The following is a 15775-nucleotide window of genomic DNA, read 5'->3' as shown; positions in this document are numbered from 1 at the left end:
TCAAGAAACCGATACCATGAAAAATAACACCGTTGTCAAGAACACTTATCTGGCAGTGGACTTTGGAGGGGGGAGTGGCCGTGTTATGGCCGGTTCCCTCTTCCAGGGGAAACTGGAGCTGGAGGAAGTGTACCGTTTTCCCAACCGTCAGGTGAAGCTGGGGAAACATCTTTACTGGGATTTCCCGGCGCTGTTTGCCGAGATGATGAACGGGTTGAAAGAGGCGGCCCGCAGGGGATATGCCGTAAAAGGCATAGGAATAGATACCTGGGGTGTTGATTTCGGGCTGATAGACAAGAACGGCAACCTGCTGGGCAATCCGGTGTGTTACCGCGACAGCCGTACGGACGGAGTGCCCGACAAGGTTTTCCGGCAGCTCGATCCTCGCGACCATTACCGGACTACCGGTATCCAGGTGATGCCCATCAATACCCTGTTCCAGCTCTACAGCATGAAGGAAGCCGGCGACCCGCAACTGGCCGTGGCCGACAAGCTGCTCTTCATGCCCGACCTGTTCAGCTACTTTCTGACCGGTGTCGCCGATACGGAGTACAGCATTGCTTCCACTTCCGAACTGCTGGATGCCCGCGGACGCTGCTGGTCGGTAGATACAGCCCGTGCGTTGGGACTTCCCGAGCATCTGTTCGGGCGGCTGGTGATGCCCGGCACCGTGCGGGGCAGGCTGACGGACGAAGTGGCCCGCGAGACGGGACTGGGCGCGGTCGATGTCATTGCGGTCGGCTCGCACGATACGGCCAGTGCGGTGGCAGCCGTTCCGGTAACCGACGATACGGTGGCTTTCCTGAGTTCGGGTACCTGGTCGCTGCTGGGAGTGGAGCTCGACGAACCCATTCTGACCGAAGAGGCACGGTTGGCCCCGTTCACCAACGAAGGTGGAGTAGGAGGCCGCATCTGTTTCCTCCAGAACATTACAGGCTTGTGGATTGTACAGCGCCTGATGGCCGAGTGGAAACAGCGCGGGGAGGAACAGACCTACGACGAACTGATTCCGCAGGCCGAATCTGCCGTTGTCACTGCCTGCATTCCGGTGGACGATGCCTGCTTCATGAATCCCGGGAATATGGAAGCGGCCATTCTCGGCTACTGCCGCGAGCATGGGTTGCCGCAGCCGCAGGGCAAGGCGGAAATGATGAAGTGCGTGTTGCAGTCGTTGGCCCTCAAATACAAGGACGCTGTCAGCCGTCTGAACCGACTGCTTCCGGCTCCTGTCAGTCGGCTGAACATCATCGGCGGCGGCTCGCAGAACCGCCTGCTCAACCAGCTGACGGCCGATGCCCTGGGCATCCCCGTCCAGGCCGGACCGGTGGAGGCGACTGCCATCGGCAACATCCTGACGCAGGCCATGGCCAAGGGAGAGGTTGCCGGGCTCGACGAATTGCGCGGCATCGTTGCGCGGAGTTTCGCCTCGCAGTTGTATTATCCCCGGAAATAAATCGAAAAAAATAACGGATGTCTGTACGGATGCTATTGCTTTTGTCCTATATTTGTACCTGCAAAATGAAGGGCGGCAGCATCGTCTGACCCAATTATGAAGTGAAGTTTATATCAATATGCAACCATGAAACACAGTAAAGAGTCCATCTTGTCGAAGGACGGAGTCAACTATTTGATTCCTTTTATTCTGATAACCTCCTGTTTTGCCCTTTGGGGGTTTGCCAACGACATTACCAATCCGATGGTCAAGGCATTTTCCAAGATTTTCCGTATGAGCGCCACCGACGGGGCGTTGGTGCAGGTAGCCTTTTACGGCGGTTATTTCGCCATGGCTTTCCCGGCGGCCATGTTTATCCGCCGCTTTTCCTACAAGGCCGGTGTCCTGTTGGGGCTGGGACTGTATGCGTTCGGTGCCTTCCTCTTCTTTCCGGCCAAGATGACGGGCGAGTATTATCCCTTCCTGATAGCCTATTTCATTCTGACCTGCGGCCTTTCCTTCCTGGAAACCAGTTGTAACCCCTACATTCTCTCCATGGGTACCGAGGAGACGGCCACGCGTCGTCTGAACCTGGCCCAGTCGTTCAACCCGATGGGCTCCCTGCTGGGCATGTTCGTGGCCATGAATTTCATTCAGGCGCGTCTCCATCCCCTGGATACGGCCGACCGCGCCCTGCTCAACGAGCAGGAGTTTGAGGCCATCAAGGAGGCCGACCTCAGTGTGCTGATAGCCCCTTATCTGGCCATTGGCCTGGTCATCCTGCTCATGCTGATTGTCATCCGTCTGGTCAGGATGCCCAAGAACGGTGAAGAGAACCATTACATCAACTTCATCCCAACCTTGAAGCGCATCTTTACCAAGCCCCGTTACCGCGAGGGAGTCATTGCCCAGTTCTTCTACGTGGGCGCGCAAATCATGTGCTGGACGTTCATCATCCAGTATGGTACGCGCCTCTTCATGTCGCAGGGCATGGAGGAGAAGGCGGCGGAAGTCCTTTCCCAGCAGTACAACATTGTGGCGATGGTTATCTTCTGCATCAGCCGCTTTGTCTGCACCTTCATGCTCCGCTATCTCAATGCCGGGCGTTTGCTGATGATTCTGGCGGTGCTGGGCGGCCTCTTCACGTTGGGCACCATCTTCCTGCAGAACATCTACGGCCTGTATTCGCTGGTAGCTGTTTCGGCCTGCATGTCCCTGATGTTCCCCACCATCTACGGCATCGCGCTGAAGGGGCTGGGCGAAGATGCTAAGTTCGGAGCTGCCGGTCTGATTATGGCCATTCTGGGCGGTTCCGTGCTGCCTCCCTTGCAGGCCCTGATTATCGACATGAAGGAAGTGGCCGGTTTCCCAGCGGTCAACCTGTCCTTCATCCTGCCTTTCATCTGCTTTGTAGTGATTGTGTATTACGGCCGCCGTACGGTGAAGAACCGTTGGTAAGCGGCGGGGTGGCTGGTTCGTCTGTCTGGACGTGCGCCGTTTTCAGGAGCGGTCCTTGCGGGCCTTCTCCCGGGCTGCACAGTCCGGACAGATGCCTTTCAGCACATAGTTGATGCTGTGCAGGCTGAATCCTTCGGGCAGCGTCACCATCGGGGTGGGTATGTTGGTGAAGCAGAAGGTGCGGTTGCACTTCTCGCAGTGGAAGTGGGTGTGCAGGTCGTTCACCTCGCACGAGCACGACGAGCTGCATACGGCATACTTGAACGACCCCGTCCCGTCGTCGATGCTGTGGATGAGGTGGTGCGACAGAAAGAGGGTGAGGGTGCGGAAGATGCTCGACCGGTCTACCGTGTCGAGTCGGTCTTCCAGGTCGGCCAGCGAAACCGACTGCTTGGCCTGCATCATGGCTTTCAGTACCAGCAGCCGGATGGCTGTCGGTTGTATTTCACGCTGGGCCAGCAGGTCCAGACAAGTGGAGTCTTCCATATCGGTTTGTTTTTTCATTTCATCAGTTTTTGTATCCGCATGGCGTTCAGCACGGCCAGCAGGGCTACGCCTACGTCGGCAAACACGGCTTCCCACAGCGTGGCCGCTCCCAGGGCTCCCAGTACCAGTACCACTGCCTTCACGCCCAGAGCCAGGGTGATGTTCTGCCAGACGATGCGTCTGGTCAGCCTTCCGGCCCGGATGGCGGTGGCGATGCGCGAGGGCTGGTCGTTCTGTATCACGACGTCGGCCGTCTCGATGGCGGCGTCGCTTCCCCATTGTCCCATGGCGATGCCCACGTGGCTCAGGGCCAGGGCGGGGGCGTCGTTGATGCCGTCGCCGGCAAAGGCCGTCCGGCAGGTGTCGTCCTTCCGCAACTGCTCCATGTGCTGCACCTTTCCTTCGGGCAGCAGGTCTCCGTAGGCTTGGTCGATGCCCAGCTGCTTTGCAAAGTTAGTGACAATCGTCTGTTTGTCGCCCGAAAGTATCTGAATATTTTTGATATTTAAGGCTTTCAGGTTGTCGATGGCCTGCCGGGCATCCGCTTTCAGGGTGTCGGCCAGCAGCAGATGGCCGATGTACTTCCCTTCCACGGCGCAGGCTACCGTTGTGCCCGCAGCCTGGTGCAGGTCTGCCGGGTAGGCGATGCCCTTGCGGTCCAGCAGGCGGGTGTTGCCCACTAGTACCGTCTGTCCGTCGACGGTGGCCTGCACGCCGCATCCGGCCAGCTCTTCGACGTCCGATACCGGTTGCAGTGCTATGTGCCGGGCCTGTGCATAGCGTTTCAGGCCTGCCGCCAGCGGGTGGGTGCTGTTCTGCTCGGCCGAGGCGGCCAGGCGGATGAGGCGCTCTTCGTCAATGCCCGGTTGGGGCACGCAGGCCTGTACGTCAAATTCGCCGCGGGTCAGGGTGCCGGTCTTGTCGAAGACGACCGTGTTGACCCGGGTGATGGCGTCCAGGTAGTTGCTTCCCTTGAACAGGATGCCCCGCCGGGAGGCCGCTCCGATGCCGCCGAAGTAGCTCAGCGGGATGCTGATGACCAGCGCACAGGGACACGACACCACCAGAAAGACCAGTGCGCGGTAGAGCCAGTCGCTGAAGAGGTAGGTGAACGTCGCGCTGTACAGCGACCAGAGCCAGGGCAGCAGCACGATGAGGACGGCCAGTCCGGTGACGGCGGGCGTATAGATGCGGGCAAACTTGCGGATGAAGAGCTCGGCGGGCGCTTTCCGTTCCGAAGCGTCCTGTACCATGCGCAGGATGCGCGACAGGGCACTGTCGGTAAAGGGGCGGGTGACGCGGATCTGTACCGTCCGTCCTGTCGAAATCATGCCTGCCAGCACTTCGCCGTCCTTGTTGATGTCGCGGGGCAGGCTTTCGCCCGTCAGGGCTGCCGTGTTGAAGGTAGCGCTTTCGTTGCACAGCGTTCCGTCGAGCGGCACCCGTCCGCCGGCCTTCACTTCGATGACCTCGCCCGGATGGACGTCCTGCGGCGGCACCTCCACGACCTGTCCGTTGCGGACCACGGCTGCCCTTTCGGGCCGGATGTCGAGCAGGGCGCTGATGTTCCGTCGGGCTTTGCTCACCGCCTTGTCCTGGAAGTGCTCTCCCAGCGAGTAGAACAGCATCACCGCCACGCCTTCGGGATATTCGCCGATGGCAAAGGCGCCGACGGTGGCGATAAACATCAGCGTGAACTCGTTGAAGTATTCCCGCCGGGCCAGTCCCTCCCAAGCCTCCTTCAGCACGGGCAGGGCCACGGGCAGGTAGGCGGCCAGGTACCACAGGGCGGCCACGCCCCGATGGCCGAAGAAGGCGGCGTCCGTGGCGTGGAGCGTCATGCCGGCGGCCAGCAGCAAGGCCGACAGCAGCATCCGTCCATACTCTTCCATGAAACTTTTCTGTCTGCAGCAGGCGGCGTGTGCAGACTCGTGTGAACAACAGTGGCAACTCATATTCGTAATGATTTGATTGTTTTCCTGCTGCAAAGGTAAGGCTTTGCGGATGCAACCGGGTTGCAAACTGCGGGTGCCGGGTGTCACAGCTCCCTTTTATGCCGGGAAGTCTGTGGTATTTGATATAAATCAATTCGCCTGCGTCTCTTTTTTTACTAATTTTGCGCCCGAATTCAGGAGGATATTTACATGGCCAAGTCGGTGGAAATGACGGAGGGACGCACCCTGCCGCAAATCTTTTATTTTGCATTGCCCCTGCTGATGGGCAACCTGTTGCAGCAGACCTATTCGATGGTCGACGCTGCCATCGTCGGAAAGTTTCTGGGCATCAATCCGCTGGCGGCGGTGGGTGCCAGCACGTCGGTGGTTTTCCTGATTCTGGGTTTCTGCAACGGCTGTTGCGGAGGCTTCGGCATCCCCGTGGCCCAGAAGTTCGGTGCGCGCGACTACGTAACCATGCGCCGTTATGTGGCGGTCAGCCTCAAGCTGGCGGCGTTCATGTCCCTGTCGCTGGCGGTGGTTACTGCCCTGCTCTGCAACTGGATCCTGCACCTGATCCGCACGCCCGAGAATATCTTCACCGATGCCTACTACTACCTGCTGATTACCTTCATCGGCATCCCCTGCACCTTCTTCTACAACCTCCTGTCCAGCATCATCCGTGCGTTGGGCGACAGCAAGACACCTTTCTGGTTCCTGCTCTTCTCCACCGTGCTCAACATCGTGCTCGACCTCTTCTGCATCCTCGTGCTGGGCTGGGGCGTGGCCGGTGCCGCCATTGCCACGCTGGTGGCCCAGGGCGTGTCTGCCGTCCTTTGCTATTTCTACATGATGCGCCATTTCGACATTCTCCGCACCATGCCGGCCGAACGCCGCTTCGACAGCCGCCTGGCCCGCACGATGCTTTCCATCGGTGTGCCCATGGGACTCCAGTTCTCCATCACCGCCATCGGCAGCATCATGCTCCAGAGTGCCAACAACGCGTTGGGCACCGCCTGCGTGGCCGCCTATTCGGCTGCTATCCGCATCAAGATGTTCTTCATGTGTCCCTTCGAGAGTCTGGGCATCGCCATGGCCACCTTTGCCGGGCAGAACTACGGGGCGGGCAAGCCCCAGCGCATCTGGCAGGGCGTGAAGTCCAGTGCGCTGATGATGATGGTCTATTGGGTCTTCACCTTCTGTGTCCTCATGCCGGGTTCGCGCATGTTTGTCCGGCTGTTTGTCGATGCCTCCGAGGTCGAGATTCTGGCGGACGCCGTGCTGTTCCTCCATACGGCTGTCTGCTTCTTCCCCGTGCTGGGCGTGCTCTGCATTCTGCGCTACACCATTCAGGGTTCCGGCTTCACCAACCTGGCCATGCTTTCGGGCGTATCCGAGATGATTGCCCGTATCCTGGTCAGCGTCATTGCAGTACCTGCGTGGGGCTATCTGGCCGTCTGCTTCGGCGACCCCACCGCCTGGATTTTTGCCGACGCCTTCCTCATTCCCGCCTTTGTCTACGTCTACCGGCGGATGAAGCGGACGGTCTTCACGGCTGTATCCTGACGGGCTTCTCTTTCTTTCAGCCGGATGGAGCGTCCGTTTAAGCCGAGCAAACCATTCGTTTAGGCTGGGCAAACCATTCGTTTAGGCTGGGCAAACCATTCGTTTAAGCTGGGTAAACCATTTGTTTAGGCTGGGCAAAGCGGCGCTTTGGGCCGGGCATGCCGGCTGCTTCCGCTTTTCCGGCAATCTTTTCCTTCAAAACATACGACCTTTTGCCCCCAAACAAGCAATGTTTTGCCTCCAGACAAGGCATGTTTTCCGTGCTAACTATGGACTTCAGCGCGCCAACTATGGACTTGGGTTGGAAATAATTGTTTATGGAGAAACGATGGGAGAACGATAGTCAATGAATTGAATAAGTCTGAAAACGTGTTTTTCGTCTTTTGTACTTCACTCGGTTTGCACTATCTTTGTCCTCCGGAAGGAGGAGAACGGAACAATGACCGAGCGCAAAATCATTCACATCGACATGGATGCTTTCTATGCGTCCGTGGAGCAGCGCGACAACCCCGAACTGCGCGGCAAGCCCATCGCCGTGGGCCATGCGGAGGAGCGGGGTGTGGTGGCTGCCGCCAGCTACGAGGCACGCCGCTACGGGGTGCGTTCGGCCATGTCGTCGCAGAAGGCGCGAAGGTTGTGTCCATCGCTCATCTTCATCCCCGGGCGGATGGAGGTATATAAAGAGGTGTCCCGCCAGATACATGAAATTTTCCACGAATATACGGACCTCATCGAGCCGATTTCACTCGACGAGGCGTTCCTCGACGTGACCGTCAACAAGCCGGGCATCCCGCTGGCGGTGGACATCGCCCGCGAAATCAAACGGAAGATACGCGCGGAGCTGAACCTGGTGGCATCGGCCGGCGTGTCCTACAACAAGTTCCTGGCCAAGATTGCGTCGGACTACCGCAAGCCCGACGGGCTCTGCACCATCCATCCCGACCAGGCACTGGACTTCATCGCCCGCCTGCCCGTCGAGAGCTTCTGGGGCGTGGGCCCTGTCACGGCCAAGCGGATGCACCTGCTGGGCATACACAACGGGGCGCAGCTCCGGGCACGCTCGCTGGAGATGCTGACGCGGGAGTTCGGCAAGGTGGGGGCGGTGTACTACGACTTTGCCCGGGGCATTGACCTGCGGCCGGTCGAAGCGGTGCGCGTGCGCAAGTCCATCGGGTGCGAGCATACGCTGGAGCGGGACATCAGCCGTACGTCTTCGGTCATCATCGAGCTGTATCATGTGGCGGTGGAGCTGGTGGACCGCCTGAAGCGCAAGGACTTCCACGGCAACACGCTGACGCTGAAAATCAAGTTCCACGACTTCCGGCAGATTACCCGCAGCCTGACGCAGCAGGGACAGGAGCTGAAGGAACTGTCTGTCATCCTGCCCCTGGCCAAGCGGTTGCTCCGCGAAGTGGACTATGAAGAACATCCCATACGGCTCATCGGCCTGTCGGTGTCCAATCCGCGCGAAGAGGAGGCGGACCGGCATGGCGTATGGGAACAGCTCAGCTTTGAATTCAGCGACTGGAAATAGGAAAAAGGCAGGGACAGAGGGTTGTTTTTCTCCGGTTTATGTTATCTTTGCTCCCGGACAACAATTAAACGATAAATTGCTATGGGTTGTTTGATGAACCTCTTGTGGCTGCTGTTCGGAGGGATTCTGACGGCAGTGGAATACCTGGTGGCCAGCTTGCTGCTGATGCTAACCATTGTGGGCATACCGTTCGGCATGCAGACGTTGAAGATGGCTTCACTGGCCTTGTGGCCTTTCGGCAAGGAGGTGAGGAGCGGAAGCCGTTCGGACGGCTGCCTGTATGTGTTGATGAATGTGCTGTGGATTCTGCTGGGCGGAATCTGGATTTGTCTGTCGCATCTGCTTTTCGGCGCCTTTCTTTGCATCACGATTATCGGCATACCTTTCGGCCTGCAGCATTTCAAGTTGGCGGCCGTGGCCCTGATGCCTTTCGGCAAGGATATCGTGGCGGCCTGACGGAGGAGGCTGTGGGGGAAAAATAAAAACGACGGGTGACCTTCCGGTCGTCCGTCGTCTTCTTCATATTTGTTTAAAGGGTTGTTGGGGTCTGTATCGGATTAAGCTTGCCGGGCAAGCAGCTTCTGGAGTTGGCCGTTCAAGGCTTGGCACATGGCACCGTTTCTCATCGTCTGATAGCGTTTGATACGGTACTGCAACATCATGATTTCATTTACGTTCTTTTTCATAATCGTCTTGGTTTTGTGCTTTCCGCGTTTCGGAAAGCGGTTCTACATCTTTTCTTCTATTCTCTATTAATAACACTGCAAAGATACGAATTGTTTGCTGAAAATATGTTCTACAACATAAAAATCTTGCTAATTTCTCTTTCGGGTGGCTGGATATGGGCTGTTTTGCTATATGGAGATTACAGAAATATTGCATATCTTTGTCCCTGTATTCAGATTCGGATATGATGGTTACTTCATTCAAACGGTTGGTGACGTTGCTCCGCAGCCCTTATCCCGAGTTGCGGCAACGGTGGAAGACGGTGGTGCTGCCTTCGTTGCTGGTGTTCTTCATCCTCTACGTCCTTCAGCCTTTCGGCATTTCGAAGATGGGGGAAAACAAGTTGCCGGTGCTGGCAGGCTATGCCGTGGTGTCGTCGGCCATGCTGGCGGTGTCGGTTTATGTGCTTCCGGCACTGTTTCCCGCGTGGTATCGGGAGGAGCGGTGGACGGTGGGGAAGGAAATGATTGCCACGCTGCTGCTGTGTGTGCTGATCACGCTGGGTAACTGGTGCTATACGGCTGCGGTGTTCGGCCTGGAGCTGGACATGCGTCTGCTGGGTATCTGCCTGATGTGGATGGTGGTGATAGGGCCGTTCCCCATCGTGCTCTTCGTGATGTGGAACCGTAACCTGCAACTGCGCCGCAATCTGCAGGAGGCGGTGGAAATGAATGTCCGCCTTGGAGAGAGGATGCGGGCGGAAGCGGCATCGGCGTGCGTCCCGGCGGAGGCCGGAGCGGAAGTCCGGCTGGAGAGCGGAACAAGGGAAAGCCTGGCGCTTGACCCCGTCCGGTTGCTGTATGCCGAGTCGGAGGGCAACTACGTGCGGCTGAACTACCTGGCCTCCGGTAGCGACCAGCCGAAGGTGAAGCTGCTGCGCCTCACGATGAAGCAGGCAGAGGAGGCGTTTTCGGATTATCCCTATATAATAAGGTGTCACCGCGCCTATCTCGTCAACCTGCATCGGGTGGCGAAGGTGACGGGCAATGCGCAGGGCTACCGGCTCCATCTGGAGGGATGCGGGGCGGAAGTGCCCGTTTCGCGGAGCTATGCCGCCGGCGTGAAAAGGGGGTTGGCGGACATCAGGTAGCTTGCCGTTCGTCCCAGTCGTTTGCCGTTCGTCCCTCGTGGATGCGGCTGGTCACATATCCGGGCAGTCTGTCCCGGATATTTTTTTGTCTGTTTGTCTCCGTGTAATTTCGCTTCCGCTAAACGAAAAGAAAAACGGAAGGATGAAACGGTTATTCTTTATTCTGATGGTGTGCTATGGAACGGGCGGCCCGGCTGCCGATGCGCAGACCGTGGCGACTGACACCATCCGCCTGACCTTGGGCGGCCTGGCGGTGACAGACAGTGTGGGGCTGGACGAAGTGGTGGTGAAGAGCCGACGCACGCCGACGGCCAACAGCCGGTGGAGCGATATGCATCCGGTGGAGCTGGTGACGGTGGGCGGGGCAAACGGTGACCTCTACCGGGCGCTCCAGACCCTGCCCGGCACGCAGGTGCAGGGCGAGACGGGCCGCCTGCTGGTGCGTGGAGGCGACGACCGCGAGACGCAGACCTACATTGACGGCATGCATGTGCTGGTGCCCTACACGTCGGTGGGCATCGGCGCTTCGGCCCGCAGCCGCTATTCCACCTTTCTGTTTAGCGGGATAAACCTGGCTTCGGGCGGTGCGCCACTGGAGTATGGCGGGGCACTCTCGGCCGTCCTGCCGCTGGAGACGAAAGACTACAGCACGGTGAACAAGCTGGGACTGAACGCCTCCATCGTGGGGGCAGGCGGAGGAGGGACGCGCACGTTCGACAAGGGCTCGGCCTCGGTAGACCTGAACTATCAGAACATGGCGTTGCACAACCGGATTGAACCCGGACGGAAAGAATACGACCGTCCCTATCAGTTGCTGTCGGGAGCCACGCAGCTGCGCTTTACGCCCGATGACTCGACCGTGGCCAAGGTCTATGCCCAGTACGACCGGACGGACTTCTCCACCTACGAGGGTGACGACCGTCGCCTTTTCGGCCTGAACGAGCACAATGTTTACCTGAACGCCACGATGCGCCATACGTCCGATGCCGGATGGGAATGGTTTGCGGGGGCGGCCTGGTCGTACAACCGCCGGACGGTGGACAATGCCGCGGCCAAGGGAGACGCCTGGCTGCAACACCAGCAGGAACTGCATCTGAAGGCCAAGTTGGGACGGCATCTGTCTCCGGCCTTCCGCCTGGACGGCGGGGTGGAGGCCTTTTTCCGCAGCTATGCCACGCGCTACCGCTTTCCGGCTTCGGACGGCGAAGCGGAGGAACGGGTGTCGCCTTCGCTGGGTGCCGCCTTCCTGTCAGGCGCTTACTTCCCGCTGGAGCAGCTGAAGGTGGAGGCTTCCGTGCGGGCCGAGCATCACGGACAGAGCGGAGCGACGGAGGTGTCGCCGCGCCTGGCGTTGAACTGGTTTCAGGGCGACGTCGTGCTGACGGCTGTGGCGGGCCGATACACCCAGCTGACGGCAGACAGCCTGCTGGTGAGGCAGGAGGGGCTGAGGCCCGAAGTGTGCTGGCAGTATAACGCGGGCCTGCAGTATCGCCGCGACGGCCGCCTGGTCAAGGTGGAGGCTTATTATAAGAAGTACAGCCGCCTGCCGCTGTGGGAAGACAGTGAAGGCGCGGTGCCGGTGCTGACCTCCGGCGGCTACGGCTACAGCAAGGGCATCGATCTCTTCCTGGCCGACCGTGTGTCGCTCAGAAACCTGGAATACCGCTTGTCCTATACCTACAACCTGCCCCGACGCCGGACGGATCACGACTCCGAGCTGACCATCCCCCAGTATGCCACGCGCCACAACGCATCGGTCGTCGTCAAGTGGTCATTGCCCCGCCTGCGCACCGTTCTGAGCCTGACCGACCGCTTCAGCAGCGGGCGTCCGTGGCACAACCCCGAACGCCCCGGCCTGATGAACGACGAGGTGAAGCCCTACAACAGCCTCGACGTGGGCCTGACCTTCCTGCCTTCGAAGAAGGTCATTGTCCACGCCTCGGCCACCAACGTGCTGGGCCGCCGCAATGAGTTCGGGCGGGTAGACGGGCGGCCGGTACTGGCGTCCATGGACCGCTTCTTCTACATAGGCATCTTCGTGACGCTGGGAAAGCATGCGGCCTACGACGTTTCCAGCTTTTAGCCAATTACTTTTTCAAATATTAAAACGAGATGATTCATTTTAAAAAACAAACGAGTATGAAAACTTTGATTTTGCTTGCCTTGCTGGCCCTTCAGGGCCTTTCCGGCGCGCTCGACGCGCAAACGCTGACCCTCCGCGTGCGCGACATTCCGAAAGCGGAGGGACACCTCTATGTTGCCTTTTATGCCTCTGAGGCCGATTTCCTGAAGAAACCCTTGACGGGTTTCCGCGTGGCGGTGACCGACACCACGCTCGTCATTCCCTGCCGCGGACTTCCGGCGGGCGAGTACACCTTTGCGCTCTTTCAGGACACGAACGGCAACGGACGGCTGGATACGGCCGCTTTCGGCATTCCGACAGAAAAATACGCCTTCAGCAACGATGCCGAGGCGGTAATGGGGCCGCCGTCCTACGACAAATGCCGTTTCCGCTTGCAGAGTGATACGACCATGACCGTCCGGTTGCGGTAACGGGCGGACGGTGTGGCATGGTGGCAGAAGCACATTCTGTGGGCGTCCGGTTTGGTGGAGTGGAAAACTTGTTGTAAATTTGGCCGTCAACAACTAATAGAATATGAAACATTTCACCTATCAACTCCTCTGTCTGGGCTGGCTGGTAGCCATGCTTGCTTCGTGTAGCAGCAAACATGCCCATTTCATCAGTGACTCAACTTATCGTACGCATGTGGAGCAGGACTTCCAGCAGAAGCAGGCCGTCATGTCCAAAGGCAATTTGTTTGCTATTTTCGACACCGACCTGACGCTTTACGAGCGTGAAGCCCTTGAATTCCTCTACGCCTACATGCCGCTGGCCGACATTACCGACTATCCCGGCAGCTTCCACCTGATGAACGTACAGGCTGCCCGCCGTGCGGCCGAGGAGATGCCTTGGGGACGGATGGTGTCCGAGGAACTGTTCCGCCACTTCGTCCTCCCCGTGCGGGTGAACAACGAACCGCTGGACAGTGCCCGCGTGGTGTTCTACGAGGAGCTGAAGCCACGGGTGCAGAACCTCTCCATGCGCAACGCCATTCTGGAGGTGAACCACTGGTGTCACGAGAAGGCTGTCTATCAGCCCAGTGACGCCCGCACCAGCGCGCCGCTGGCTACGGTCCGCACGGCCTACGGACGTTGCGGCGAGGAGTCGACCTTCCTGGTGGCCGCCCTGCGCTCGGTGGGCATTCCCGCCCGTCAGGTCTATACGCCCCGCTGGGCCCATACCGACGACAACCATGCCTGGGTGGAGGCCTGGGCCGACGGTAAGTGGTACTTCCTCGGTGCCTGCGAGCCCGAACCGGTGCTCAACCTGGGATGGTTCAATGCACCTGCCAGCCGCGGCATGCTGATGCACACCAAGGTGTTCGGCCGCTATGAGGGACCGGAGGAGGTGATGTCCGTCACACCCAACTATACCGAAATCAACGTCATTGACAACTATGCTCCCACCGCGCAGGCCACGGTGACCGTGACCGATGAGGCCGGACAACCCGTCGGCGGGGCACTGGTGGAGTTCAAGCTCTATAACTATGCCGAGTTCTATACCGTAGCCCGCAAGCAAACCGATGCATCGGGACAGGCCTCACTGACCGCCGGAAAGGGTGACATGCTGGTGTGGGCGTCGAAAGACGGGCGGTTCGGCTTCCAGAAGCTGTCGTTCGGCAAGCAGGAGGCCCTGACCGTGAAGCTCGACCGTCGCGACGGTGATCCGTTTGAGTTGGATTTGGATATCGTTCCGCCTGTCGAGTCGGCCAACCTGCCGGCCGTTACGCCCGAACAGCGGGCCGAGAACGACCGCCGCATGGCTGTGGAAGACTCCATCCGCCGTGCCTATGTGGCTACGATGATGACACCCGAGACGGCCCGTGCCTGGGCTTCCTCCCAGAAGGGCCTGAACGAGGCGGAGCAACAGCGTGTGGCCGACTTCCTGGTTGCCTCGCGCGGCAATCATGCTGCCATCAAGGCGCTTGTCACCTTTGCATTGGAACAGGGGCAGGGCAGCCGGGCCGTGGAATTGCTGGGAGCCGTGTCTGCCAAAGACTTGCGTGATGCGCGCTTCTCCATTCTGAAAGACCACCTGCTGAATACGCCCTCGGTATCTTGCGAACGGAGCGTGCCGGCAGTGCTGAATCCGCGTATCGCCACCGAAGAGCTGACCGCCTACAAGTCTTTCTTCCAGCAGACCCTGGACGAACAGACGGCCGAAGACTACCGGGCCCAGCCGCAGAAGCTGGTAGACTGGTGCCGCGAGAACATTGTGCTGAACGATACCTTGAACTCGCAGCGCATCCCCATGTCGCCCGAAGGTGTGTGGAACGCCCGCATGGCCGACACGTATTCGCGCGACATTTTCTTTGTGGCCGTTGCCCGCAGCTTGGGCATCCCGGCATGGATAGACGAAGTGACGGGCCGCGTGCGCTATCAGAATCTGGCCGAAGGCGGAAAGACGTTCGACGTGGACTTCAGCGAGGGCCGGGCACAAGGCGTTGCGCCTGTGGGCAGTCTGGTGGCAGCCTTCCAGCCGACCAAGTTCAACGACAATCCCAAATACTACAGCCACTTCACACTGTCGCGCTGTGAAGACGGTGTGCTCCGCCTGCAGAGCTACGACGAGAACGGCGCTTCGTGGAACACGCTGCTCCGCTCGCCCCTGCAGATGCCGGCCGGCTATTATGTGCTGGTGAGCGGCACGCGTCTGGCCAGCGGCGGGGTGCTGGTACACATGAGCGGCCTGAATGTGGAGGCCGGTAAGACACTGGAAACCACCTTGACGATGCGCGAAAGCTCGGACCAGGTGCAGGTCATCGGTAACTTCAACTCCGAATCGCTCTTCACACCCATTACGGAGGGTACGGTGGCCGCCGACCCCATCAGCCTGCTGACGGCTTGCGGGCGCGGTTACTTTGTGGTCGGTGTGCTGGGCGTGGGACAGGAGCCTACCAACCATGCCTTGAAGGATATGGCCAAACTGAGCAAGGAACTGGAGAAGTGGGGACGCAAGATCGTACTGCTCTTCCCCGATGCCGAGAAATACGGCAAGTTCCGTCCACAGGACTTCCCCGGCCTGCCTACCACCATTGTCTATGGCATTGACAGCCACGGCATTGCCGCCCAGATTATAGAGAACATGAAGCTGAAGCACAAGGATACGTTGCCGGTATTCGTGATTGCCGACACGTTCAACCGCGTAGTGTTTGTATCGCAGGGCTATACCATCGGTTTGGGCGAACAACTGATGCAGACTGTGAAAGGACTGTAATCACGCTCCCTGACACAGTGCTTTGTCAGAGTCCGACACAGTGCTTCCTTACCCCCTCACGCAGTGCTTCGTGAGGAGGTAAGGAAGTGCTTCGTCAGACCCTCACGCAGTGCTTCGTGAGGGAGGTAGGATGAAAGGTATGGAAATGAACCCCTATAGGGGAAGGAAATACGAACCGTACGGGCATAAAAAAAGTCTGGTGTGCTTTCGC

Annotated in this window: 12 protein-coding genes; 9 read left to right on the top strand and 3 right to left on the bottom strand. The window is 58.9% G+C overall.

The window, feature by feature from the left end; translation table 11 throughout:
- The first annotated feature begins 16 nt into the window (after window positions 1–16).
- Both BQ7483_RS01800 and fucP read left to right on the top strand, forming a co-directional pair.
- The gene (locus BQ7483_RS01800; protein ID WP_072544626.1) at window positions 17–1453 is read left to right on the top strand and encodes a rhamnulokinase; all 1437 of its coding nucleotides are present in this window, start codon (window positions 17–19) and stop codon (window positions 1451–1453) included.
- Window positions 1454–1579: 126 nt separating this feature from the next.
- Window positions 1580–2890 carry an L-fucose:H+ symporter permease gene (gene fucP / locus BQ7483_RS01795; RefSeq protein WP_022021224.1) on the top strand — a complete coding sequence of 437 codons (1311 nt, stop codon included), beginning with the start codon at window positions 1580–1582 and terminating at the stop codon, window positions 2888–2890.
- 42 nt (window positions 2891–2932) lie between these two features.
- Here the strand turns inward: fucP and BQ7483_RS01790 are convergent, their stop codons facing one another.
- Window positions 2933–3376: a Fur family transcriptional regulator gene (locus BQ7483_RS01790; RefSeq protein WP_072544625.1), complete on the bottom strand. Its 444-nt coding sequence runs from the start codon at window positions 3374–3376 to the stop codon at window positions 2933–2935.
- A gap of 14 nt (window positions 3377–3390) precedes the next feature.
- Window positions 3391–5331: a heavy metal translocating P-type ATPase gene (locus BQ7483_RS01785; protein WP_072544624.1), complete on the bottom strand. Its 1941-nt coding sequence runs from the start codon at window positions 5329–5331 to the stop codon at window positions 3391–3393.
- A gap of 189 nt (window positions 5332–5520) precedes the next feature.
- On the opposite strand from BQ7483_RS01785, the gene BQ7483_RS01780 reads away from it, so the two are divergent.
- From BQ7483_RS01780 to BQ7483_RS01770, 3 genes are all read left to right on the top strand, one after another.
- The gene (locus BQ7483_RS01780) at window positions 5521–6876 is read left to right on the top strand and encodes an MATE family efflux transporter (RefSeq protein WP_022021221.1); all 1356 of its coding nucleotides are present in this window, start codon (window positions 5521–5523) and stop codon (window positions 6874–6876) included.
- A gap of 439 nt (window positions 6877–7315) precedes the next feature.
- The gene (gene dinB / locus BQ7483_RS01775) at window positions 7316–8410 is read left to right on the top strand and encodes a DNA polymerase IV (RefSeq protein ID WP_072544623.1); all 1095 of its coding nucleotides are present in this window, start codon (window positions 7316–7318) and stop codon (window positions 8408–8410) included.
- 81 nt (window positions 8411–8491) lie between these two features.
- Window positions 8492–8866 (top strand): YccF domain-containing protein, encoded by a 375-nt coding sequence (locus BQ7483_RS01770; RefSeq protein ID WP_022021219.1) that lies wholly within the window; start codon window positions 8492–8494, stop codon window positions 8864–8866.
- Between the two features lie 101 nt (window positions 8867–8967).
- Here the strand turns inward: BQ7483_RS01770 and BQ7483_RS18130 are convergent, their stop codons facing one another.
- Window positions 8968–9096 carry a hypothetical protein gene (locus BQ7483_RS18130; protein ID WP_022021218.1) on the bottom strand — a complete coding sequence of 43 codons (129 nt, stop codon included), beginning with the start codon at window positions 9094–9096 and terminating at the stop codon, window positions 8968–8970.
- A gap of 224 nt (window positions 9097–9320) precedes the next feature.
- Here BQ7483_RS18130 and BQ7483_RS01765 point away from each other — a divergent pair, with 224 nt between their 5' ends.
- From BQ7483_RS01765 to BQ7483_RS01750, 4 genes are all read left to right on the top strand, one after another.
- On the top strand, window positions 9321–10226 hold the full coding sequence (locus BQ7483_RS01765; RefSeq protein ID WP_235847285.1) for a LytTR family DNA-binding domain-containing protein: 906 nt from the start codon (window positions 9321–9323) through the stop codon (window positions 10224–10226).
- A 142-nt stretch (window positions 10227–10368) separates the two neighbouring features.
- The gene (locus BQ7483_RS01760) at window positions 10369–12309 is read left to right on the top strand and encodes a TonB-dependent receptor plug domain-containing protein (RefSeq protein ID WP_072544622.1); all 1941 of its coding nucleotides are present in this window, start codon (window positions 10369–10371) and stop codon (window positions 12307–12309) included.
- Window positions 12310–12365: 56 nt separating this feature from the next.
- Complete coding sequence (locus tag BQ7483_RS01755) at window positions 12366–12779, top strand: DUF2141 domain-containing protein (RefSeq protein ID WP_072544621.1); 414 nt, start codon at window positions 12366–12368, stop codon at window positions 12777–12779.
- A gap of 103 nt (window positions 12780–12882) precedes the next feature.
- Window positions 12883–15564, top strand: a complete 2682-nt coding sequence (locus BQ7483_RS01750; RefSeq protein WP_072544620.1) for a transglutaminase domain-containing protein — start codon at window positions 12883–12885, stop codon at window positions 15562–15564.
- Window positions 15565–15775 lie beyond the last annotated feature (211 nt).

The sequence above is a fragment of the Mediterranea massiliensis genome (genome assembly GCF_900128475.1).
In the GTDB taxonomy this organism is placed as follows: Bacteria; Bacteroidota; Bacteroidia; order Bacteroidales; family Bacteroidaceae; genus Bacteroides; species Bacteroides massiliensis_E.
This window is presented reverse-complemented; position numbering and strand designations above follow the sequence as displayed.